Source organism: Roseateles sp. (genome assembly GCF_039929605.1).
Classification (GTDB): Bacteria; Pseudomonadota; Gammaproteobacteria; order Burkholderiales; family Burkholderiaceae_C; genus Pelomonas.
Window position 1 is genome coordinate 1 of record NZ_JBDSQX010000114.1, and the last position, 18,868, is coordinate 18,868.

The 18,868-nt window shown below is 66.9% G+C and carries 21 protein-coding genes; 14 read left to right on the forward strand and 7 right to left on the reverse strand.

The annotated features are described in order from the left end of the window. Positions 1 to 124: 124 nt before the first annotated feature. From ABIS05_RS15675 to ABIS05_RS15685, 3 genes are all read right to left on the reverse strand, one after another. Positions 125 to 2,167 (reverse strand): hypothetical protein, encoded by a 2,043-nt coding sequence (locus ABIS05_RS15675; protein WP_348013735.1) that lies wholly within the window; start codon positions 2,165 to 2,167, stop codon positions 125 to 127. Positions 2,168 to 2,317: 150 nt separating this feature from the next. Beyond that, positions 2,318 to 2,758 carry a D-aminoacyl-tRNA deacylase gene (gene dtd / locus ABIS05_RS15680; RefSeq protein WP_348013736.1) on the reverse strand — a complete coding sequence of 147 codons (441 nt, stop codon included), beginning with the start codon at positions 2,756 to 2,758 and terminating at the stop codon, positions 2,318 to 2,320. After that, positions 2,755 to 3,648: a cation diffusion facilitator family transporter gene (locus ABIS05_RS15685; protein WP_348013737.1), complete on the reverse strand. Its 894-nt coding sequence runs from the start codon at positions 3,646 to 3,648 to the stop codon at positions 2,755 to 2,757. Before ABIS05_RS15685 ends, dtd begins: the two co-directional genes overlap by 4 nt. A 64-nt stretch (positions 3,649 to 3,712) precedes the next feature. Here ABIS05_RS15685 and argB point away from each other — a divergent pair, with 64 nt between their 5' ends. The 12 genes from argB (at position 3,713) to tatC (ending at position 10,779) form a co-directional block, all read left to right on the forward strand. Beyond that, positions 3,713 to 4,618 (forward strand): acetylglutamate kinase, encoded by a 906-nt coding sequence (gene argB / locus ABIS05_RS15690; protein ID WP_348013738.1) that lies wholly within the window; start codon positions 3,713 to 3,715, stop codon positions 4,616 to 4,618. Further along, on the forward strand, positions 4,615 to 5,298 hold the full coding sequence (locus tag ABIS05_RS15695) for a pyrimidine 5'-nucleotidase (RefSeq protein WP_348013739.1): 684 nt from the start codon (positions 4,615 to 4,617) through the stop codon (positions 5,296 to 5,298). The genes argB and ABIS05_RS15695 overlap by 4 nt, the downstream gene beginning before the upstream one ends. A 77-nt stretch (positions 5,299 to 5,375) precedes the next feature. Then, entirely contained in the window at positions 5,376 to 6,062 is a 687-nt protein-coding gene (locus ABIS05_RS15700) for a response regulator transcription factor (RefSeq protein ID WP_348013740.1), read from the forward strand. A gap of 11 nt (positions 6,063 to 6,073) precedes the next feature. Next, positions 6,074 to 6,697: a nucleoid occlusion factor SlmA gene (gene slmA / locus ABIS05_RS15705; protein WP_348013741.1), complete on the forward strand. Its 624-nt coding sequence runs from the start codon at positions 6,074 to 6,076 to the stop codon at positions 6,695 to 6,697. Between the two features lie 13 nt (positions 6,698 to 6,710). Continuing rightward, positions 6,711 to 7,577, forward strand: coding sequence for an ATP-binding protein (locus ABIS05_RS15710; RefSeq protein WP_348013742.1), 867 nt, complete (start codon positions 6,711 to 6,713; stop codon positions 7,575 to 7,577). After that, entirely contained in the window at positions 7,574 to 7,999 is a 426-nt protein-coding gene (locus ABIS05_RS15715; protein WP_348013743.1) for an NUDIX domain-containing protein, read from the forward strand. The genes ABIS05_RS15710 and ABIS05_RS15715 overlap by 4 nt, the downstream gene beginning before the upstream one ends. A 4-nt stretch (positions 8,000 to 8,003) precedes the next feature. Next, entirely contained in the window at positions 8,004 to 8,396 is a 393-nt protein-coding gene (hisI, locus tag ABIS05_RS15720; protein WP_348013744.1) for a phosphoribosyl-AMP cyclohydrolase, read from the forward strand. Then, positions 8,389 to 8,715 (forward strand): phosphoribosyl-ATP diphosphatase, encoded by a 327-nt coding sequence (locus tag ABIS05_RS15725; protein WP_348013745.1) that lies wholly within the window; start codon positions 8,389 to 8,391, stop codon positions 8,713 to 8,715. The genes hisI and ABIS05_RS15725 overlap by 8 nt, the downstream gene beginning before the upstream one ends. Further along, on the forward strand, positions 8,712 to 9,059 hold the full coding sequence (locus tag ABIS05_RS15730; protein WP_348013746.1) for a histidine triad nucleotide-binding protein: 348 nt from the start codon (positions 8,712 to 8,714) through the stop codon (positions 9,057 to 9,059). The genes ABIS05_RS15725 and ABIS05_RS15730 overlap by 4 nt, the downstream gene beginning before the upstream one ends. Positions 9,060 to 9,176: 117 nt before the next feature. After that, the gene (tatA, locus tag ABIS05_RS15735) at positions 9,177 to 9,416 is read left to right on the forward strand and encodes a Sec-independent protein translocase subunit TatA (RefSeq protein WP_348013747.1); all 240 of its coding nucleotides are present in this window, start codon (positions 9,177 to 9,179) and stop codon (positions 9,414 to 9,416) included. Beyond that, a complete protein-coding gene (gene tatB, locus ABIS05_RS15740; RefSeq protein WP_348013748.1) occupies positions 9,417 to 9,899 on the forward strand; it encodes a Sec-independent protein translocase protein TatB in 483 nt (160 codons plus the stop codon). A gap of 76 nt (positions 9,900 to 9,975) precedes the next feature. After that, positions 9,976 to 10,779, forward strand: coding sequence for a twin-arginine translocase subunit TatC (tatC, locus tag ABIS05_RS15745; RefSeq protein WP_348013749.1), 804 nt, complete (start codon positions 9,976 to 9,978; stop codon positions 10,777 to 10,779). On the opposite strand, the gene ABIS05_RS15750 is transcribed toward tatC, so the two are convergent. Continuing rightward, a complete protein-coding gene (locus tag ABIS05_RS15750) occupies positions 10,755 to 11,927 on the reverse strand; it encodes a trypsin-like peptidase domain-containing protein (RefSeq protein WP_348013750.1) in 1,173 nt (390 codons plus the stop codon). The genes tatC and ABIS05_RS15750 overlap by 25 nt on opposite strands. A gap of 21 nt (positions 11,928 to 11,948) precedes the next feature. Between ABIS05_RS15750 and ABIS05_RS15755 the strand changes: the two genes are divergently transcribed. Beyond that, entirely contained in the window at positions 11,949 to 12,695 is a 747-nt protein-coding gene (locus ABIS05_RS15755) for a Nif3-like dinuclear metal center hexameric protein (RefSeq protein ID WP_348013751.1), read from the forward strand. A gap of 33 nt (positions 12,696 to 12,728) precedes the next feature. Here ABIS05_RS15755 and ABIS05_RS15760 read toward each other — a convergent pair whose 3' ends face one another. Continuing rightward, positions 12,729 to 14,549 carry a rhamnogalacturonan lyase B N-terminal domain-containing protein gene (locus ABIS05_RS15760; protein ID WP_348013752.1) on the reverse strand — a complete coding sequence of 607 codons (1,821 nt, stop codon included), beginning with the start codon at positions 14,547 to 14,549 and terminating at the stop codon, positions 12,729 to 12,731. A 209-nt stretch (positions 14,550 to 14,758) separates the two neighbouring features. Between ABIS05_RS15760 and pdxA the strand changes: the two genes are divergently transcribed. Continuing rightward, a complete protein-coding gene (pdxA, locus tag ABIS05_RS15765; RefSeq protein ID WP_348013753.1) occupies positions 14,759 to 15,757 on the forward strand; it encodes a 4-hydroxythreonine-4-phosphate dehydrogenase PdxA in 999 nt (332 codons plus the stop codon). A gap of 18 nt (positions 15,758 to 15,775) precedes the next feature. On the opposite strand, the gene ABIS05_RS15770 is transcribed toward pdxA, so the two are convergent. After that, a complete protein-coding gene (locus tag ABIS05_RS15770; protein ID WP_348013754.1) occupies positions 15,776 to 18,157 on the reverse strand; it encodes a DUF1631 family protein in 2,382 nt (793 codons plus the stop codon). Positions 18,158 to 18,285: 128 nt separating this feature from the next. Next, positions 18,286 to 18,705 carry a large conductance mechanosensitive channel protein MscL gene (mscL, locus tag ABIS05_RS15775; protein WP_348013755.1) on the reverse strand — a complete coding sequence of 140 codons (420 nt, stop codon included), beginning with the start codon at positions 18,703 to 18,705 and terminating at the stop codon, positions 18,286 to 18,288. Positions 18,706 to 18,868: the final 163 nt, after the last annotated feature.

The window sequence follows — 18,868 nt, forward strand, 5'->3', positions numbered from 1 at the left end:
GACGCGTTGCCAGAAATCATCGGTCACCACCCACGACTCAACTCTCTTGCGTGTCGCCATGCCTTAACCCAACCACCGCGTGAATGGCGGTTCGGGACGAGAGTTTACTATTTACGGATAACCTCTAAGCCGCGCCGTAGTGCCGCTGCACAAGCTTGACCTCGTCATGCAGGCGGATGAACGGCCTGAGCGTGTCCAACAAGAACTGGTGATCACCCAGCGGCATGACGTGGTCGTCGTCATCGATGAGCTCGAGGATGGCGCGCAGGGCGTGATCCACCGTGGCCGGACTTGCGCTGACGTTGCCACTTTGCACGTGCCTGACGATAGCCTGTGCGAGTTCGGCATGGTCGGCGGGCGTCTCATCGAGGCCGAGGTTCGAACTCACAAAACGCGTGTACCCGCGGCCCGCGCCAGACAGCCGGGCCGCAGCGAGGAACAGCGCTTCCACGTCTCCCTGAGTCACGAAGCGCGCGGGCGTCCTCGGGATAGCGAACAAGAGTTGCAATGCTTGAACCCATTCGATGAGACCGGCTGGGGTGTCCTCGGCGGGGCGTCGACGGGACGGTCCGATATCCCGGGCCCTCACTCTCTCCTCTAATTGCCGTGCAAATCGGCGCGCACGCGCGGGATGAAGGAGGCGTTGGAGCGGGTGGCCGAAGTGCTGCTGGTATATCCATCGCCTCAGCTCAGGCAGCAGCTCACGGGTCAGCCATCGAACCGCGTCGCGGCAGGACCACCAGGCACGCGGAGATATCGATTCGTCTGGATCATTTCCCGGCGGCTGCCACAACACCACTACCTCGCCTATTCCGCACAACTCGGGCATGTGCAGCGCCTCGAACAGGCCGTGGTAGCCGTTGTCGAAACGATCCTGGTGCTTCGCTGCATCGTTGGTGTAGGGCTTGAGCATGTGTATCGCGGCATCGAACATATGCCATGGGCTGTTGCCCGCGCCCACGTCGTGCGCTCGAGCAAACCGCAAGGTCTCGTCCCAGACATCTTTGGGCAGCGCCATCAAGACGACCTTCTTTCCTCCCTGGTCGACGAAGACGAAGTCGCCGGCCTCCCAAGCCAGTTCAAGCTCGATGAGCGCGCGGCAGACCTCTGCGGTCAACGAATCCGCTGCCTCGGCTAGTGCATGCACCCCCGGCTGCTCAAGCGTCAGGCGGCATTGCCCCAGATCGACGACCTGGCTGCCGTCGTCACGCCAAGGTGCCGGGCCGACAATGAAGCCACGGTGCATGTGGGTCGCGGGTGCACCGCTGGCGAAGAGTAGGGCGCTCACCATCCACGTCTGTGAGACCACGACGATCATCCCCGCCACGTCGGGGCGGTGCAGGTTGATCGATGCCGACATCTTGGCAAGCTTTGGATCCGGCAGGAACGCACTCAAGTCGAACCATCGGCATTTGTAGATCCAGCTGTTGCCGTGGCGGAGCACTGTCGCCGCACCCTCGCCCTCAGTCGAGGTGTCGGAGCGGTCTGCCGCACCGCTTGTCGACTGCGCCGAGATGGCCAGGGCCATTTCCTTGACATGAGGCCGTGGATCGAAGATGCCCCGCTGCAGTTGGTCGAGGAAAGCGGTCTGGCGCATCCAACGGTTCGCGAAGTGACGGATGTCGTAGGTTGGAAAGAACTTGGAGAGGATGTCCGGATGGGCCTGGGCGCGCACCGTTAGGGTATGGGCTGTCCAGATGTGAGCTTCGATGCCGGCCACGCGCAGCTCCTTCCTCTGTTCTTGCCAGGCAATGCTAAGGCGGCCTTCCAGGGCCTCCTTGGCAAGTACAAGGACGAAGGTGCTCGCATGCGCTCGCCAATCGCCGGCCCTGAACTTCTCGACCGCCTTCTTGAGTTCGGCCGGTGAGAAGCCCTTGCCACTCTTGCATTCATAGACGATCAGTCGGTCGGGGTCATGCGCTTCGCTCGCGAAGATGTCGATGCCGCCTTGCGGATGGCCACTGCCACCGATGCGCTTGCAGCCATGCAGCGACTGGCCTTCCTTCTGAAGCAGCCACCAGCAGAACTGCTCGAAACCCACAGGGCCCAACGCCGAGAAGTCCAGCAGGTGCCGGCCTATCGGTGGTGTCACATTGAGCGGAGTGATCGTGGCGTCGACGCTGAGGTGGTCGGGCCAATCGGAAGGCAGGTCGATGATGCTGGGCATGCGCGGCATGAAGGTGGAGGGAATCCCGCCGCAGAATAGATCTCCCGGGTCTCCGGCAACGTGTCGCTTAGGGGCCCAGCAGGCCGCAGACAAGGCGCGAACTGCGGCGGGTTTGAACACTCCGCCGCGACGCGCCCGCCGATAAGAGGGTCAGACTATCCGCATCGGGATGGTCACCGGACCATCGTTGACGAGGTGCACCTGCATGTCCGCACCAAACTCCCCGCAAGCGACCTCCGGGTGCAGGCGTCGCGCCACGCTCAGCGCGTGCTCATAAAGCCGCCGTCCTTGTTCGGCCGGCGCCGCGCCCGTGAAGCTGGGCCGGTTGCCACCGCTGACGTCCGCCGCCAGCGTGAACTGGCTGACGATGAGCAGCCCGCCGCCCACGTCCTGCAGGTTGCGGTTCATCTTGCCGGCTTCGTCGCTGAAGACGCGCAGCTTCAGCACCTTGGCCACCAGCCTCTCGGCCGTGGCGTCGGTGTCGGTCGGCTCGGCGCAGACGAGCATCAGCAAGCCCTGACCGATCGCGCCGATGACGGCGCCGCCCACCTCCACGCGAGCTTCGCGCACCCGTTGCAGCACGGCGATCAAATCAGGTTCTCCTCGCCCACGGCGTGGGCTTCCACGTCCATCGGCAGCAGCTGGATGCTGGCGCGCAGGCCGGGCACGGCGGCCATCAGCGCCTGCTCGACCTCCAGGCGCAGCGCCGCTGCGCGGCCGAGCGTCCAGCTGGCGGGCATGTGCATGTGCAGGTCCACGAAGTGGCGCTGGCCGGCCACGCGGCTGGCGATGTGATCGAAGCGCAGTGCGAGGGGCTGGCGAAACGTCTCCAGCACGGCGTGCACTTTGGCGAGCGACTCGGCATCCAGCGCCTGGTCCATCAGGCCGGCGCTGGATTCGTGCAGCAGGTGAACGCCTTCGCGCAGGATGTTCAGCGCGACGATGACGGCCAGCAGCGGGTCCAGCCATTGGTGGCCCGTCGCCATGACGCCGATCAGGCCAGCCACGACGCCGGCCGAGGTCCATACGTCGGTGATCAGGTGGCGGGCGTCGGCTTCCAGCGCGACCGAGCGCACCTCGCGCGCCTTGCGCAGCATGGCCCAGGCCATGGCGCCATTCAGTGCCGAGCTGACAACGGCCAGCGTCACGCCGATGCCGATGGACTCCAGCGGCTGCGGGTGCTGCCAGCGGTCGGCCGCGCCCCACAGGATGCCCAGCGCCGCCGCGATGATGAGGATGCCCTCGAAGCCGCTGGAGAAGTATTCGGCCTTGTGGTGGCCGTAGGGGTGGCCTTCATCGGGCGGCTGGGCGGCCAGCGTGATCATGGCCAGCGCGAACACCGCGCCGGCCAGGTTGACGAGCGATTCCAGCGCGTCGGCGGCGAGGCTGACAGAACCTGTCCACCACCAGGCCGCAGACTTCAGCACGATCGTCACGACGGCCGTGACAACGGAAAGCTGGAGGTAGGTGCGGGCTTGCATGGGTGGCATTGTCCGCAAGGCGCTTCGGCTTCCTAGAATGTGGCCGAATCTTTCGAGAGCCCGCATGACCACCCCTCACACCACCGACGTCTCCCACATCGCCCCGCGCGAGAAGGCCGAGATCCTGTCCCAGGCGCTGCCCTACATCCGCAAGTTCCACGGCAAGACCATCGTCATCAAGTACGGCGGCAATGCCATGACCGACCCCGAACTGCAGAAGGACTTCGCCGAGGACGTGGTGCTGCTGAAGCTGGTCGGCCTGAACCCGGTCGTCGTGCACGGCGGCGGGCCGCAGATCGAAGGCGCTTTGAGCCGCCTGGGCAAGAAGGGCGAGTTCATCCAGGGCATGCGCGTCACGGATGAAGAGACGATGGAAGTCGTCGAATGGGTGCTGGCCGGCCAGGTGCAGCAGGACATCGTCGGCCTCATCAACGCCGCTGGCGGCAAGGCCGTGGGCCTGACCGGGCGTGACGGCGGCATGATCCGCGCCAAGAAGCTGAAGATGCTCGACAAGGATGATCCGGCCAAGGAACACGACGTCGGCCAGGTGGGCGACATCGTCTCCATCGACCCCAGCGTCGTGAAGGCATTGCAGGATGACCAGTTCATCCCCGTCGTCAGCCCCATCGGCTTCGGCGAGCACAACGAGAGCTACAACATCAACGCCGACGTGGTGGCTGCGAAGCTCGCCACGGTGCTGCAGGCCGAGAAGCTGCTGATGCTGACCAACATCCGCGGCGTACTCGACAAACAGGGCGAGCTGCTGACCGAGCTGACGCCCCGCCGCATCGACGAGCTGGTGGCGGACGGCACCATCAGCGGCGGCATGATCCCCAAGATCGCCGGCGCCATCGACGCGGCGAAGAGCGGCGTCAACGCCGTGCACATCATCGACGGCCGCGTGCCGCACGCGATGCTGCTGGAGATCCTGACGGATCAGGCTTACGGAACGATGATTTCGTCTCGATGAGTTCACGCAACCGCGTCTGGCTGTTCGACCTCGACGACACGCTGCACAACGCCTCGCAGCGCGCCTTCCCCGAGTTGAACGCGTCGATGACGGCCTACATCGAGACGCATCTCGGCCTGACGACCGAGGAGGCGGTGGCGCTGCGCCACGGCTATTTCAACCGCTACGGCGCGACGCTGACCGGGCTGCAGCGCCACCACGGCGTGAAGGCCGCGCACTTTCTGCACGAGACGCACCTGCTGCCGGGGCTGGACCCCCACCTGCACGGCCATGCCCAGGACCTGGCCGCGCTGCGCCGGCTGCCGGGCCGCAAGTTCCTGATGACGAACGCACCGCGCGCGTATGCGGATCGCGTGCTGGCGGCCATCGGCCTGGCCGGGGTCTTCGAGGGCATGGTCTGTGTGGAGGACATGAGCTGCTTCCGCCAGTCACGCCCCAAGCCGGACGCGCGCATGTTCCGCATCGTGCTGGCGCGGTTGAAGCTCAGGCCGGAGCAGTGCGTGCTCGTCGAGGACACGCTGATCCACCAGAAATCAGCCCGCAGCTTGGGGCTAGCCACGGTCTGGATGCAGCGCTGGCTGCGCAAGGCCGCCGATGGCCGGCGCCTGCATCACCGCCCCGCCTATGTGAGCCGGCGCGTGCGCTCACTGGCCGCCCTGGCGCGCTCCCCCCAGTTCTGAAGCAGGACGCGATGGGCGAAGCGTTATCCTGACCGCGACAATGTCGCCTTCGCGCCTTTGAAGAATCTGAAGAGTCAATGACCCCGTTCTCGGTCCTTATCGTCGAAGACCAGGCCCGCTTCCGGGAGGCCTTCACCCACGCCCTGGGCAGCGTGCCCGACATCGAACTCCTGGGCATCGCGCCCGACCTGCCGCAGGGCCGGCGCATGTTCGACCAACTGCAGCCGGAGGTCCTGCTCGTCGACCTGGACCTGCCGGGCGGCAGCGGCATTGAGCTGATCCGCCACGCGGCGCAGACGCGGCCGCAGTGCGAGGTCATGGTCATCTCGGTATTCGGCGACGAACAGCATGTGGTGGCCAGCATCGAAGCGGGCGCCACCGGCTATCTGCTCAAGGACAGCCTGGCGCTGGACCTGCCCGGCCAACTGCGGTCTTTGCGCGCCGGTGGCAGCCCTATCAGCCCCATCATTGCCCGCCGCCTGCTGGTGCGCCTGGCGCCCGGCGCGCAGGGCTCGACCGGCCCCTCGCCCGAGGCCATGGCCGCGACGATGGCCGACGAAGAGGTCGTCGCCCTGTCCGAACAGGAGTCGCGCGTGCTGCACCTGGCGGCCAAGGGCTTCACGTTTGATGAGATCGCGCAGTTCATGCAGGTGTCGCCGCACACGGTCATGACCTACGTGAAGCGCGTGTATCGCAAGCTGCACGTGCGCTCGAAAGTGGAAGCGATCTACGAAGCGCGTCGCCTGGGCTGGCTGCGGGATTAGCATCCGGCGCCATGGATGCCGACCAGCCCGCCGCGACTGCCCCCACCCCCAAGAAGCGCCCCAAGCCCGGCGAGCGCCGCACGCAGATCCTGCAGGTGCTGGCCGGCATGCTGGAGCAACCCGGCGCCGACCGCATCACAACGGCCGCGCTGGCCGCCAAGCTCGACGTCAGCGAGGCGGCGCTCTACCGCCACTTCGCCAGCAAGGCGCAGATGTTCGAGGCGCTCATCGACTTCATCGAGAGCAGCGTCTTCGGCCTCGTCCATCAGATCGTCGACGGCCCGCAACCCTTGCCACCGCCCGGCGCTGCGGCGCGCATCGCCAGCCTCATCCTGCAGTTCGGCGAGAAGAACCCCGGCATGGCCCGCGTGATGGTGGGCGACGCGCTGGTCTACGAGAACGAGCGGCTGACCGCCCGCGTCAACCAGTTCTTCGACCGCATCGAATCCTCGCTGCGCCAGGTGCTGCGCTCGGCCGCAGAAGCCAAGGGCTCCCAGACACCCACCGCGCAGGCCAACGTGCAGGCGTCGGTGTGGGTCAGCTTCATCGTCGGCCGGCTGCACCGCTATGCCCGCTCGGGCTTCAAGCGGCTGCCGACGGAGCAGTTGGAGGCCTCGTTGAAAGCGATCGGCTAACTACACTGGCGGCATGTCTGCCGCTCTGGAATCCTTTCTCAACCGCGCCGAGGGTCTGCTGACCCGTCTCGAAGCGGTTCTGCCTCACGCTGCCACGCCGCCCGACTGGGCCGCGTCCACCGCCTTCCGCGCTCGCCGCCGCCATGGCGCGCTGGTGCTGGAGCCGGTGCGTGCGGTCGGCCGCATCCGCCTGTCTGACCTGCAGGAGGTGGAGCCGCAGAAGGAGCGCCTGCTGCGCAACACCGCTCAGTTCGTGGCTGCTCGTCCGGCCAACAACGTGCTGCTGACGGGCGCCAAGGGCACCGGCAAGAGCTCGCTCATCAGGGCCGTGCTGAACGAGTTCTCGGGCCAGGGCCTGCGCCTCATCGAAGTGGACAAGGCCGACCTCGTCGACCTGCCCGACCTCGTCGAACAGGTCGCTGCCCGCCCCGAGCGCTTCGTGGTTTTCTGCGACGACCTGAGCTTTGACGAAGGCGAGGCCAGCTACAAGGCGCTGAAGAGCGTGCTCGACGGCTCGGTCGCTGCGGCCACCGACAACATGCTGATCTACGCCACCAGCAACCGCCGCCACTTGCTGCCCGAGAAGATGGTCGACAACCTGGCCGGCACGCATGGCGAACACGGCGAGATCCATCCCGGCGAGGCGGTCGAAGAGAAGATTTCGCTGTCCGAGCGCTTCGGCCTGTGGATCAGTTTTTATCCCTTCAGCCAGAACGAATACCTGGCCATCGTCGGCCAGTGGCTGCGCCACTTCGGGCTGGACGAGGCGGCCATCGCCGGTGCGCGGCAGCCGTCGCTCGTTTGGGCGCTGGAGCGCGGCTCCCGCTCGGGCCGCGTGGCCTACCAGTTCGCTCGTGACATGGCGGGGCGCGAGGCATGACCGAACGTGAAATCACCGAGGTCGCCGTCGGCGTCCTCGTCGCTGCTGACGGCCAGTTCCTGCTGACCTCTCGGCCGGAAGGCAAGGTCTACGCCGGCTACTGGGAGTTCCCGGGCGGCAAGGTCGAGGTTGGGGAAAGCATCGAGCAGGCATTGGCTCGCGAGCTGCGTGAGGAACTGGGCATCGAGATCGGCGCCGCCCATCCGTGGCAGACGCTGGTCATGGACTACCCCCACGCCCGCGTGCGGCTGAACTTCTGCAAGGTCTACGAGTGGACCGGCGAGTTCCAGATGCTGGAGGCCCAGCAGATGGCCTGGGCCAGCCTGCCGGTGCAGGTCAAGCCCGTGCTGCCCGGCACCATCCCCGTGTTGCAGTGGTTCGCCGAAGAACGCCAGCACGTCGGCCCGACTCACCTAGACTGAAAAAATGACCAGTTGGCTTGACGAAGTGAAGTGGGATGACAAGGGCTTGGTCCCGGTCATCGCCCAGGAGCAGGGCACGGGTGACGTGCTGATGTTCGCGTGGATGAACCGCGAGGCGCTGGCCCTGACGGCCGAGCGCGGCCAGGCCGTCTACTGGAGCCGCTCGCGTAGCAAGCTGTGGCACAAGGGCGAGGAGAGCGGCCACTTCCAGCGGGTGCATGGCATCCGCATGGACTGCGACAACGACGTCGTGCTGCTGACCATCACGCAGCTCGGCCACGAGCCCGGCATCGCCTGCCACACGGGCCGCCACAGCTGCTTCTTCCAGAAGCTTGAGAACGGCGCCTGGACTGCCACCGAGCCGGTGTTGAAAGACCCTGCCAAGATCTATGAGTGACGACATCCTCCGCCGCGTCGGCGCGGTCATCGAGTCCCGCAAGGGCGCCGACCCCAGCACCAGCTACGTTGCCAAGCTCTTCGACAAGGGCTTGGACGCCATCCTGAAAAAGGTCGGCGAGGAAGCCACCGAGACCGTCATGGCGGCCAAGGACGGCGACCCGCAGAAGGTGGTGTACGAGGTGGCCGACCTGTGGTTCCACAGCCTGGTGGCGCTGGCGCACTTCGGCCTGAAGCCCGAAGACGTGCTGGCCGAACTGGCCCGCCGCGAGGGGCTGTCTGGCCTCACTGAATTCGCACAACGAGGGAGCAAGTCATGAGCGCCGACCCCAACTGCCTCTTCTGCAAGATCGTCGCTGGCCAGATCCCGAGCAAGAAGGTCTATGAGGACGAGCAGATCTTCGCCTTCCACGACATCCACCCCTGGGCGCCGGTCCACGTCCTTATCGTTCCCAAGCGCCACATCGCGTCGATGGCCGATGTGACCGAGGCGGAGGCGAACCTGCTGGGCAAGATGGTCGCGCTGGGCCCACGGCTCATGAAGGAGCTGGGCGTGACCAATGGCTTTCGCCACGTCATCAACACCGGCCCGGATGGCGGTCAGGAGGTGTATCACCTGCATCTGCACGTGATGGGCGGACCGCGGCCCTGGTTGAAAGGCTGAACCTCGACCCCCACATCGGCAGTAGTGCTGCCAGCAAAGGCCTGGCTCCGAGCATGGAGTCCGGCATGTCACGCCCCCTCACCTAGAATTCGGCTCAGTCCTCAACGGAGAAACATCATGGGTTCATTCAGCATCTGGCACTGGTTAATCGTGCTGCTGATCTTCGTGCTCGTCTTTGGCACTAAGAAGCTAACCAACATCGGCAAGGACCTCGGCGGCGCCGTCAAGGGTTTCAAGGACGGCATCAAGGAAGGCACCAGTTCCACGGACGCGCCGGCCGTACCGCCCCAGCAGGTCACCGCCACCAAGGTCAATGACCCGAACACGGTCGATGTCGACGCCAAGACCAAGTCCTAAGTGCTCGACTTCGGTTTTGACAAGATCGCGCTGATCGGTGCGGTAGCGCTGATCGTCATCGGCCCCGAGAAGCTGCCGCGCGTGGCCCGCACGGTGGGCACCCTGCTCGGCAAGGCGCAGCGCTATGTCGCTGACGTCAAAGCCGAGGTCAACCGTTCCATCGAACTGGAAGAGCTTCAGAAGATGAAGTCCCAGTTCACGAGCGCCGTGCACGATGCCGAGCGCAGCGTGCGCGAGGAAGTGGACAGCGCCACCGGCGCGTTGAACCAGACCTGGCGGGACGTGACGAACGACGGCAGCCCGACCTCTTACGAAAGTATTGGCTTGGCGCCTTCTCTGCCCGAGTACCGCCACCCGAAGAAGAACTGGCGCCTCAAGCGCGGCGCCACGCCGTTGTGGTTCAAGCAAAAGGCCGGCGTGCGCCGCCACAGCCAGTCCGGCGCTGCCCGGGTCGCACGTTTCCGCCCCCCGGGCCGAACATGACCCCCTCACACTCGCTTCGCTCGCTGCCCCCCGAGGGGGCGTCAGTGCGCTTGGGGCGGCCCTACGCGCACTGTTGATGAGCTCCTTCCAGAAACCCGACCACGACGAACTCGCTGGTACCGAGCAGCCCTTCGTCTCCCACCTGATGGAGTTGCGCGACCGGCTGCTGCGCGCCGTCATCGCCATTGCCGTGTGCTTCGGCGTGCTCTGCCTCTACCCCGGCCCCAGCCAGCTCTATGACTGGCTGGCCGCGCCCCTGGTGGCCAATCTGCCCGAGGGCACCAAGATGATCGCGACCAACGTCATCGCGCCCTTCTTCGTGCCGATCAAGATCACGATGCTGGCCGGTTTCATGCTGGCGCTGCCCGTCGTGCTCTACCAGGCCTGGTCCTTCATCGCGCCGGGCCTGTACTCGCACGAGAAGCGCCTGGTGATGCCACTGGTCGTGTCCAGCACGCTGCTGTTCTTCTCGGGCGTGGCCTTCTGCTATTTCTTCGTCTTCGGCCAGGTCTTCAAGTTCATCCAGAGCTTTGCGCCCAAGAGCATCACGGCGGCGCCTGACATCGAGGCCTATCTCGGCTTCGTGATGAACATGTTCATCGCCTTCGGCGCGGCCTTCGAGGTGCCGGTCATCGTCGTCGTGCTGGCGCGCATGGGCATCGTGCCGGTCGAGAAGCTGCGGGAATGGCGTGGCTACTTCATCGTCGTCGCCTTCGTCATCGCGGCCGTCATCACGCCGCCCGACATCGTCTCGCAGCTGGCGCTCGCCATCCCGATGTGCCTGCTCTACGAGGTGGGGCTGTTCGCGGCCACCTACTTCGTCAAGCACACCGAGGCGCCTGAAGAAGCCACGGATCAGTCCTCCTCGGACGCCGGCTGAGGTTTGAGCCTCTCGCGCTGGGCCAGGGTGACCGAGAAGGTCATTGCCTTGCCAGCGCGCTGCACGCCCACTGCGACCTGACTGCGCGGCTTGAGCGCCGCGACGCTGGCCAGCAGTTCGACCGGCGTGGTCACGGCACGCTCGCCCACGCGGGTCAGCACGTCGCCCGGCTTGATGCCCGCCTTGGCGGCTGGCCCGTCGTTGATGACGCCGCCGACCAGCACGCCCTTGGCGTCGCCCAGCTTCAGCGCCTCGGCCAGCTCGGGTGTCAGCTCGCGCGTCTGCACGCCGATCCAGCCGCGCGCCACCGAGCCGTCTTTCAGGATGGCCGTGGCCACCTGGCGGGCCACGTCGACGGGGATGGCGAAGCCGATGCCCAGGCTGCCACCGCTGCGCGAGAAGATGGCCGTGTTGATGCCCACCAGGCGGCCGTCGGCGTCCACGAGCGCACCGCCCGAGTTGCCGGGGTTGATGGCCGCATCGGTCTGGATGAAGTTCTCGAAGGTGTTGATGCCGAGCTGGTTGCGGCCCAGCGCCGAGACGATGCCCGACGTGACCGTCTGGCCGACGTTGAAGGGGTTGCCGATGGCCAGCACCATGTCGCCCACCTGCAGGCTGGCGGCGTCGCCCAGCGCGACGGCAGGCAGGTCGGGCAGGTCGATCTTCAGCACGGCGATGTCGGTCTCGGGGTCGGTGCCCAGCAGCGTGGCGCGCGCCTGGCGGCCGTCGCTTAGCTGCACCTCGATGTCGGACGCACCCTCGACGACATGGTTGTTCGTCAGCAGCACGCCGTCGGCCGAGATGATGACGCCCGAGCCGAGCCCGAGCTGCGGGTTGCCGCGCGGCTGGGGGCCGAACGGGAAGCCGAAGAGCGGCTCACGCGCCCGACCCGCAGCGCGGCCCGATGCCTTGCTGGCCGTGATGCTGACGACGGCCGGCGACGCAGCGCGCGCCGCCTGAGCAAAGCCGGCACGAACGGCCGACGCGGGCGGGGCTGGGGGCAGGGCGATCTGGCGGGCGGTCTGGGCGATGGTGGCCTCGCGCCAGCGGGTCTGCTGCAGCCACTGCGGCTTCAGCGTCGTGACCACGAAGACGGCGGCCAGCACCACCGTGACGGCCTGCGCGAAAATCAGCCAAAGCCGCTTCAACACCCGTTTACCTCACAAGCCATGACCAATCGCGCCGCGCTGGAACTCCGACTGAATCAGTGGCTGGAGCCCGGGCGGTTCAAAGATTATGGGCCGAACGGTCTGCAGGTCGAGGGCCGCGCTGAGGTCAACCGGCTGGTCTGTGGGGTCACCGCCAGCCTGGCGCTGATCGACGCCGCCATCGAGGCCCAGGCCGACGCCATCCTCGTGCACCACGGCTTGTTCTGGCGTGGCCAGGACGGCCGCGTGACGGGCTGGATGAAGCAGCGGCTGGCCAGGCTGATCCAGCACGACATCAACCTTTTCGCCTACCACCTGCCACTGGATGCCCACCCTGAGCTGGGCAATAACGCGCAACTCGGCAAGCGGCTGGGGTGGACGGCGGATGCCCGCTTCGGCGAGCAGGACCTCGGCTTCATCGCCACCACCGCGCCGACGACTTTGGTGGGCCTGACGGCGCAACTGCGCACGCTGACCGGCCGCGAGCCGGTGCTGGCCGAAGGCGACGGCCGGCCGCTGTGCCGAGTGGCCTGGTGCACGGGTGGCGCGCAGGGCTATTTCGAGGGGGCAATAGCGGCCGGCGCCGACGTCTTCATCACCGGCGAGATCTCCGAGCCGCAGGCCCACTACGCCCGCGAGACCGGCGTCGCCTTCATCGCCGCCGGCCACCACGCGACCGAGCGCTATGGCGTGCAGGGTGTGGGCGAGCGCGCTGCGGCGGAGCTGGGCCTGGACCTCCGCTTCATCGACGTGCCCAACCCGGCCTGACGGTGAATCCCGGCTGCGGGCCGGGGCGCGGCCTCACTGACTGAAGTCGAGCGCGTCGATGGCGACGCCCGGGCTGAGGTAGGTGGTGCCCGTGGAGCCGCTGATGACGTTGATCGTCATCGTGTTCGTACCGGCCACCAGGGCGCTGGCGGGCACGGTGAAGCTGTAGCTCACGTTGTTGCCCCGGTAGGTGCCGACGGTCAGCGTGCGGGTGCTGGGCTGGGTAGACGGCGAGGGGTTGGCCGCCGTCCAGCTGTTGACCGTGATGCGCGGGCGCCCGCCGGACTGGGCGGCCGTGATGCCGATGCGCACGGTCGAGTCCTTGAGCTGCGCGGCACTCAGGTTGAACCGCACGACCTGGCCGTCGTTGACGCTCTTCCACAGATACGCCGGGAAGGCGGTGGTGGCCGAGCTGCCGACGACGAAGTTGCCCGGCAGCCAGCTGGCCATGCGCACGTCGGACGGGTGCATCCAGGTCAGCTTGTCGCCGTTGCGGAACTCGGCCGGCGAGCCGTCCCAGCTGCCAATGCGCCAGAGCGAGGCGGTAGCCGCGGGGTCGGCATTGATCGTCAGCGTGTTTAGCGTCGTGGTGCCTCCTGCCGTCACCGTGACGCTGCCGGCGTAGACCGCCAGCTCGTTCTTGTAGACCTTGAGGGTGTAGCCGCCTGGCAGCATGCCAGTGCTCTTGAAGAAGCCGTTGCTGGCCAGGTTGGCCGTGGCCCAGTACTGGGCCTGGGTGTTTGAGAAGCCGACGGTGTAGCCATTGCCCGCCACCGTGCCCGACAGCCCGACGCCGGCGACCGTGCCGCGGCCCGAGGTGGGCACGTAGCCCTGCAGGCCCATCAGCGAGAACCAGCTGGTGTCGGGCGCGCTCGGGGCGCCACCGTTGGTGAACATCAGCGTGTAGCTGTTCAGCACACCGAGCCGGTAGGCCTCGGTCTGTGCCTCACCGTAGTTGACGATGTAGGTGAGCTCGTTGTCGGTGCTGGTGATCTGGTTGAGCAGGCTGCGGTAGAAGGGGCCGCCGGAGGCGCCTTCGTGGCTGTCGCGATAGAACCAGAGGCCGACCGTGCCGGCGCTGTTGCGGCCGCCGAAGTAGCTCCAGTCCTTGACGCGCATGTTGGCGTAGTGTTTGGAACGCGTCTGGCCGGCCAGGCTGCCGGCCGCAGCCGAGAAGCCGAACACATCGCCAGACTCGACCGTGGTGTCGGTGCCGCGCAGGTCCTGGGCCCAGCTGCCGCTGGGCGTCAGGCCACCTGGCACGCCGGCGGCGGGGCCGCTGGACAGCACGCCCACCGGCACGCGCAGGATGAAGCGCACCAGGTTCAAGGTGTTGGGCTCTTCGGTGAAATGGGTGGCCATGTAGATGCGTGGCTCGCCGGCCTTGACCAGGTAGTAGTGCTTGAGCACGCCGCCGTTGGCACTGTTGCTGGTGACCGTGATCTTGATGAAGCTGCCGCCGGTGACGACCCCGTCCTGCGCGACCGAGGCCGACGTGGCGGCACCCGTGCTGGACAGCATCTGCGCCGTGACGCTGACCGCCGAGACATTGCTGTAGAGGAAGTCGAAGCCCGAGTTCAGCTGCGAGCCCCGGGACTGGGTCTGGTACTGCACGCCGTTGTAGACGAGGCTGGAGATGTCGCCCGACGACTGGGTGCTAACGCCGTTGTCGTAGGCCCTGATCTTGAAGACGAGGCCGGCATTCGTGTCCACCTCGTACTGCGGCTTGGTGGAGCTGCCGCTATCCCAGCGGGTGACGAGGTTGAAGGCGGCATGCGCGCCGGTAGCGGCCATGGCCAGCACGGCCAGGGCTGAGCCGGCGACGAGGCGTCGCCATTGACGGGAACTGAACATGTTGTCTCCTGAGTAGTTAGGTGACCGCAGGCCCGTTACCCGCAGTCGGTTTGGAAATGTTCTGGGCCGAGTCTAGGAAAGCGCCTGCCGGCACATTGCTCATTCGCCTGACCGTTTGGCAGCTGGTGTCGCGGCGTGGTGACGCCGCAGCGCTGATGGGGCTATTGCCCATTGCCGCCGGGTTGCCGACGGCATGGGGACAATGCGGCATGGCTGCTCCACTCCCCCTGCTGCTGACCCTGGGCGACGCCTGCGGCATCGGCCCCGAAATCCTGGCCCGCCTCTGGCAACACGAGGCGCCCGCCGATGCCTTGATCGTGGGCGACGTGGGTGTGATGCGCGCCACGGTGGCGCGCCTGGGGCTGGGCCTGGCTGTGGCCGAGCTGACGGGCCCGGAGGCCTTGCCGCGCCTGCCGCCGCGCTGCCTGCCGGTGTGGCAGCCCGAGGGCTTGCCCGCCGAACTGGCCGGCCTGCCGCTGGGCCGCGTCGACGCCCGCGCCGGTGCCGCCGCAGCACGCTGCATCGAAGCGGCGGTAGGGCTGATTCAGTCCGGCCGGGCCCTTGCGATGGTCACGGCGCCCATCCACAAGGAGGCGCTGCACGCAGCCGGCTCGCCCTACCCGGGCCACACGGAGATGCTGCAGGCTCTCGCGGGCGGCGTGCCGGTGCGCATGATGCTGGCCAACGAGGAGCTGCGCACGGTGCTTGTCACCATCCACTGCTCGCTGCGCGAGGCCATCGACCGTGTGACCCGCGAGGCCGTGCTGGAGACCTTGCTCATCACGCATGCGGCGCTGAGGCGCATGGGCATTGCCGCGCCGCGCATCGCCGTGGCCGGGCTCAACCCGCATGCGGGCGAAGGCGGTTTGTTCGGCGACGAGGAGATCCACCACATCGCACCGGCCATTGCCGATGCGCGCGCGCTAGGCCTGGACGCGACCGGGCCTTTTGCGCCCGACACCGTGTTCATGCGCGCCCGCCGTGGCGAGTTCGATGTCGTTGTCGCGATGACCCACGACCACGGGCTGATCCCGGTGAAGTACCTCGGCGTGGAGCAGGGTGTGAACGTCACGCTCGGCCTGCCCTTTGTGCGCACCAGCCCTGACCACGGCACGGCCTTCGACATCGCCGGGCGGGGCATCGCCGACCCGGCCAGCCTGGGTGCGGCGTTGGCGATGGCGCGGCGCCTGAGCGTTGCGGCTGCTTAGCGCCTGGCTTGCGGCTGGCTAGCGGCCGCCGAGCGCCGCGAGCTGGGCGCGGGCGCGGGCCGTGGCGCGCTCCAGCAGATAGGCCTGTTCATAGGCGCGCATGCGGTCGGCTACGCAGAGCTTTTTCAGCATCCGGGCCGTCATCGTCACTGTCTGCTGCTGGCGGCTGCCGTGGGTGAAGATGAAGAAGCTGCGGCCCGCGCTGATGTGAGCCAGCCGCATCTTCTGCCACTCGTCACCGGTGTGCATCTGGTAGGCAAAGCCGAGCTGCATGTTGTCCATCAGCAGCGCGCCGCTGCTGGGTTCGGCCGCGCTATCGGAGGCGGGCAGGCCGTCGATGGAGATGTCCACGGCCTGCAGCGGCGCGGCGGCCTCTGCGGCGTCGTTGCCGGACAGGTCCAGGTCCAGCTCACCGTTCCAGTCGACGCTGGACTCCTCCACCAGGCCCAGGCTCTTGGCCTCGGCCGGCGTCAGGCGCTGGCTGGCGTCCAGGTCGGCGGGCAGGGCCTCGCCGGCCATGGGCTTGGCGAGGTCGGCCTCGGCAGGTGGCGGCACGCCGAAGATCTGGTCGAGCTGCTTGATGAGCAGGTTGGTGTCGAGCGCGCTGGGCGCTTGGCCCTTCAGCGACTCGGCATGGGCCGGCAGCAGGGCGCCGAAGAAGTCCTTGCGCGGGCCGTCAGGCCAGCGGATCAGATCCAGCCCCTCGTTGAGGGTGCGCATCAGGTTGGGCAGCTCGCGCAGGAAGTCGGCGCGCGCGGCGGTGCCGGCCTTGGGCTGCACGCTCATCACCAAGCTGCGGCCCAGCGTGCGCAGGCGCAGCGCGCGCTCCGGCGCGCCTTCGCGCGAGGCCAGCACGATAGCCTGGCTCCACACGCCGGCCAGGAAGCTGCGCAGGAACTCCTGCATCGGCACCTTGGCCAGTTGCTGCCGCAACTGCAGGGCGTAGCGCTGCTGCAGGCGCAGGTCGGTCTCGCGTCGCTCGACGACGGCGGCGGCGTCGCCCGAGGCTTTCAGCGAGCTGCGGGTCTCTTCGGCGATGAAGGCTTCTAGCGTGTCCAGCTTGGCCGTGTAGACGTCCATGCGGTCGAAATCGCCCTGGGCCACGTCCTGTACGAGATCGCGCACATGGGCCAGGAAGGAGCGGCCCGGGTCGTCGCTGAAGTCGTCGAACGCACAGGCCAGGGACGCCAGGCGGTTGACGAACTGGCGCACCGGGTGGCGACGCGAGGAGAAGAAGGTCTCGTCACCCAGCGCCACGCGCAGCACCGGCAGCTGCAGGCGCGCAAGCAGGCGCGCCATCTGCGGCGGCACCTTGGGGTCGGACAGGATGTTGTCGAACAGGCTGCTGACGACGTCGATGACCATGTGGTCCAGCCGGCCCGTCGAGGCCTGGCGCAGCTCGTCGCGGTGCAGATGGATCAGGTTCGTCGGCAGGGGCATCTGGCCCCACGCGCTGGGTTCGCCGGTGAGCGTGTCCAGTCCCATACGGCTGGAATGGCCGCTGTCATAGCTGTCGTAGGCCGCCGGCGCTTGGGCGAGTCGGCGCAGCAGCTCCATCATCTGCGGGTCGACGCGGCCGATGCCGGCGCTGCTTTCGCGGCCGACGAAACCACTGCCGCGGAAACCCTGGTTCGCATAGCGTACGGCCGGGCCAAGGCTGCCGTGGCTGGACGGGTCGTAGCCGCTTTGGGTCGGTATGCCGCCCTGACTGGAGTCGAACCGGCTTTGCTGGCTGCTGTTCCCCAGAGCGCTGTGGCGTGATGCTCCGCCGGCCGTTGCCCGCACGCGCAAGTCCTGTGGACGAAGGCCGCGCGTGCGCAGCAGCCCGCCGATGTCCGCGTAGCAACTGCGCATCTCCTGAGCCAGCGAACGGGCAAGTTCGTCGGACAGCGTTTGGCGCGTCACCGGGTCGTCGGTGATGGACTGGATGGCCTCAAGTAACGCATGCCCGACGAGCTCGGGCCTCAGTGGGTTGCGTTCGCCGACCTGGATGCCGGCAATGTAGGAGTCGGCTTCCCGCAGTTCCCACTCGCAATGCTGTCCGATGGCCAGGCCGATCCGATCAGCGGCTACCAGGATGTCGACCTGGTCGTCGTCCATCAGCGAGAGTTCTGTCCATTCCTTCTTGGGCGGCGGAGTGGGGGCGGGGCTGGCGCCGGATTGCTCGGCGGCGACCTGGCGCCGCAGGCTTTGTATGAAGCACTGCGAGAACGCGGCCTGCTGCTGACGAAACACGAATTGCGCTGCCAGCAAGGCATCGCGCCGCCTGTTACTGCCGGCCGAAAGAGCGGACAAGCCCAGGCCTTCCGCACAGCGCTCCGCCGCCTGCTCGCCGGCGAGGCGGATGCGGGTCAGGGAAGCTTCAAGGTGCGGATTAAGGCGTATCTCGGGCGCGTTCATCACAAATTGGCACAAGTGCGTCGAAAGTATCGCGCCTGCAACAAGCTGGGGTTTTCAGCAAGTCGCCAATTCCGTGGCAAAAAAAAGCCCGGTAACCTTTACTTACCGGGCGCGGCGTCTGAAAACGACTACCGCTTCAGCGAATCGCGGATCTCGCGCAGCAGCTGGATGTCTTCAGGCGTTGCTGCGGGCTCGGCGGGCGCCGCTGCCGGATCATCGCGCTTGAGGCGGTTGATCTGCTTGATCATCAGGAAGATGACGAAGGCCAGGATCATGAAATTCAGCGACACGGTGATGAAGCTGCCGTAGGCCAGCACGGCGCCTTCCTTCTTCGCGTCGGCCAGCGTCGTGGCCGTCTGCCCGGCCAGCGGGATGAAGTAGTTGCTGAAATCAAGGCCGCCAAAGATCTTGCTGATGACCGGCATGATGACGTCGCCGACCAGGGAATCGACGATCTTGCCGAAGGCGCCACCAATGATGACACCGACCGCCAGGTCGATGACGTTGCCTTTGACGGCGAACTCCCTGAATTCGGAGATGAAACTCATGCGGTGGCTCCTGCCGAAGGCGTTGTGAAAAGCAGCCGTCATTGTTGACGCCAAGCTGGCGCTCTCTGAAGGCGGGTAAACCTGCGCTCGCCCGACGCGGGCCCGGCTGGAGCCTTTGGAAGCGTCCGCTAGAATCCTGGGCTGCCCCTGATCAGAAGTCTCC

Coding starts and splice junctions, on each gene's coding strand:
- ABIS05_RS15675 (WP_348013735.1), bottom strand. CDS start 2,167: ATGCCCAGCATCATCGACCTGCCTTCCGATTGGCCCGACCACCTCAGC.
- ABIS05_RS15685 (WP_348013737.1), bottom strand. CDS start 3,648: ATGCAAGCCCGCACCTACCTCCAGCTTTCCGTTGTCACGGCCGTCGTG.
- argB (WP_348013738.1), top strand. CDS start 3,713: ATGACCACCCCTCACACCACCGACGTCTCCCACATCGCCCCGCGCGAG.
- ABIS05_RS15695 (WP_348013739.1), top strand. CDS start 4,615: ATGAGTTCACGCAACCGCGTCTGGCTGTTCGACCTCGACGACACGCTG.
- ABIS05_RS15700 (WP_348013740.1), top strand. CDS start 5,376: ATGACCCCGTTCTCGGTCCTTATCGTCGAAGACCAGGCCCGCTTCCGG.
- slmA (WP_348013741.1), top strand. CDS start 6,074: ATGGATGCCGACCAGCCCGCCGCGACTGCCCCCACCCCCAAGAAGCGC.
- ABIS05_RS15710 (WP_348013742.1), top strand. CDS start 6,711: ATGTCTGCCGCTCTGGAATCCTTTCTCAACCGCGCCGAGGGTCTGCTG.
- ABIS05_RS15715 (WP_348013743.1), top strand. CDS start 7,574: ATGACCGAACGTGAAATCACCGAGGTCGCCGTCGGCGTCCTCGTCGCT.
- hisI (WP_348013744.1), top strand. CDS start 8,004: ATGACCAGTTGGCTTGACGAAGTGAAGTGGGATGACAAGGGCTTGGTC.
- ABIS05_RS15725 (WP_348013745.1), top strand. CDS start 8,389: ATGAGTGACGACATCCTCCGCCGCGTCGGCGCGGTCATCGAGTCCCGC.
- ABIS05_RS15730 (WP_348013746.1), top strand. CDS start 8,712: ATGAGCGCCGACCCCAACTGCCTCTTCTGCAAGATCGTCGCTGGCCAG.
- tatA (WP_348013747.1), top strand. CDS start 9,177: ATGGGTTCATTCAGCATCTGGCACTGGTTAATCGTGCTGCTGATCTTC.
- tatC (WP_348013749.1), top strand. CDS start 9,976: ATGAGCTCCTTCCAGAAACCCGACCACGACGAACTCGCTGGTACCGAG.
- ABIS05_RS15755 (WP_348013751.1), top strand. CDS start 11,949: ATGACCAATCGCGCCGCGCTGGAACTCCGACTGAATCAGTGGCTGGAG.
- ABIS05_RS15760 (WP_348013752.1), bottom strand. CDS start 14,549: ATGTTCAGTTCCCGTCAATGGCGACGCCTCGTCGCCGGCTCAGCCCTG.
- pdxA (WP_348013753.1), top strand. CDS start 14,759: ATGGCTGCTCCACTCCCCCTGCTGCTGACCCTGGGCGACGCCTGCGGC.
- ABIS05_RS15770 (WP_348013754.1), bottom strand. CDS start 18,157: ATGAACGCGCCCGAGATACGCCTTAATCCGCACCTTGAAGCTTCCCTG.
- mscL (WP_348013755.1), bottom strand. CDS start 18,705: ATGAGTTTCATCTCCGAATTCAGGGAGTTCGCCGTCAAAGGCAACGTC.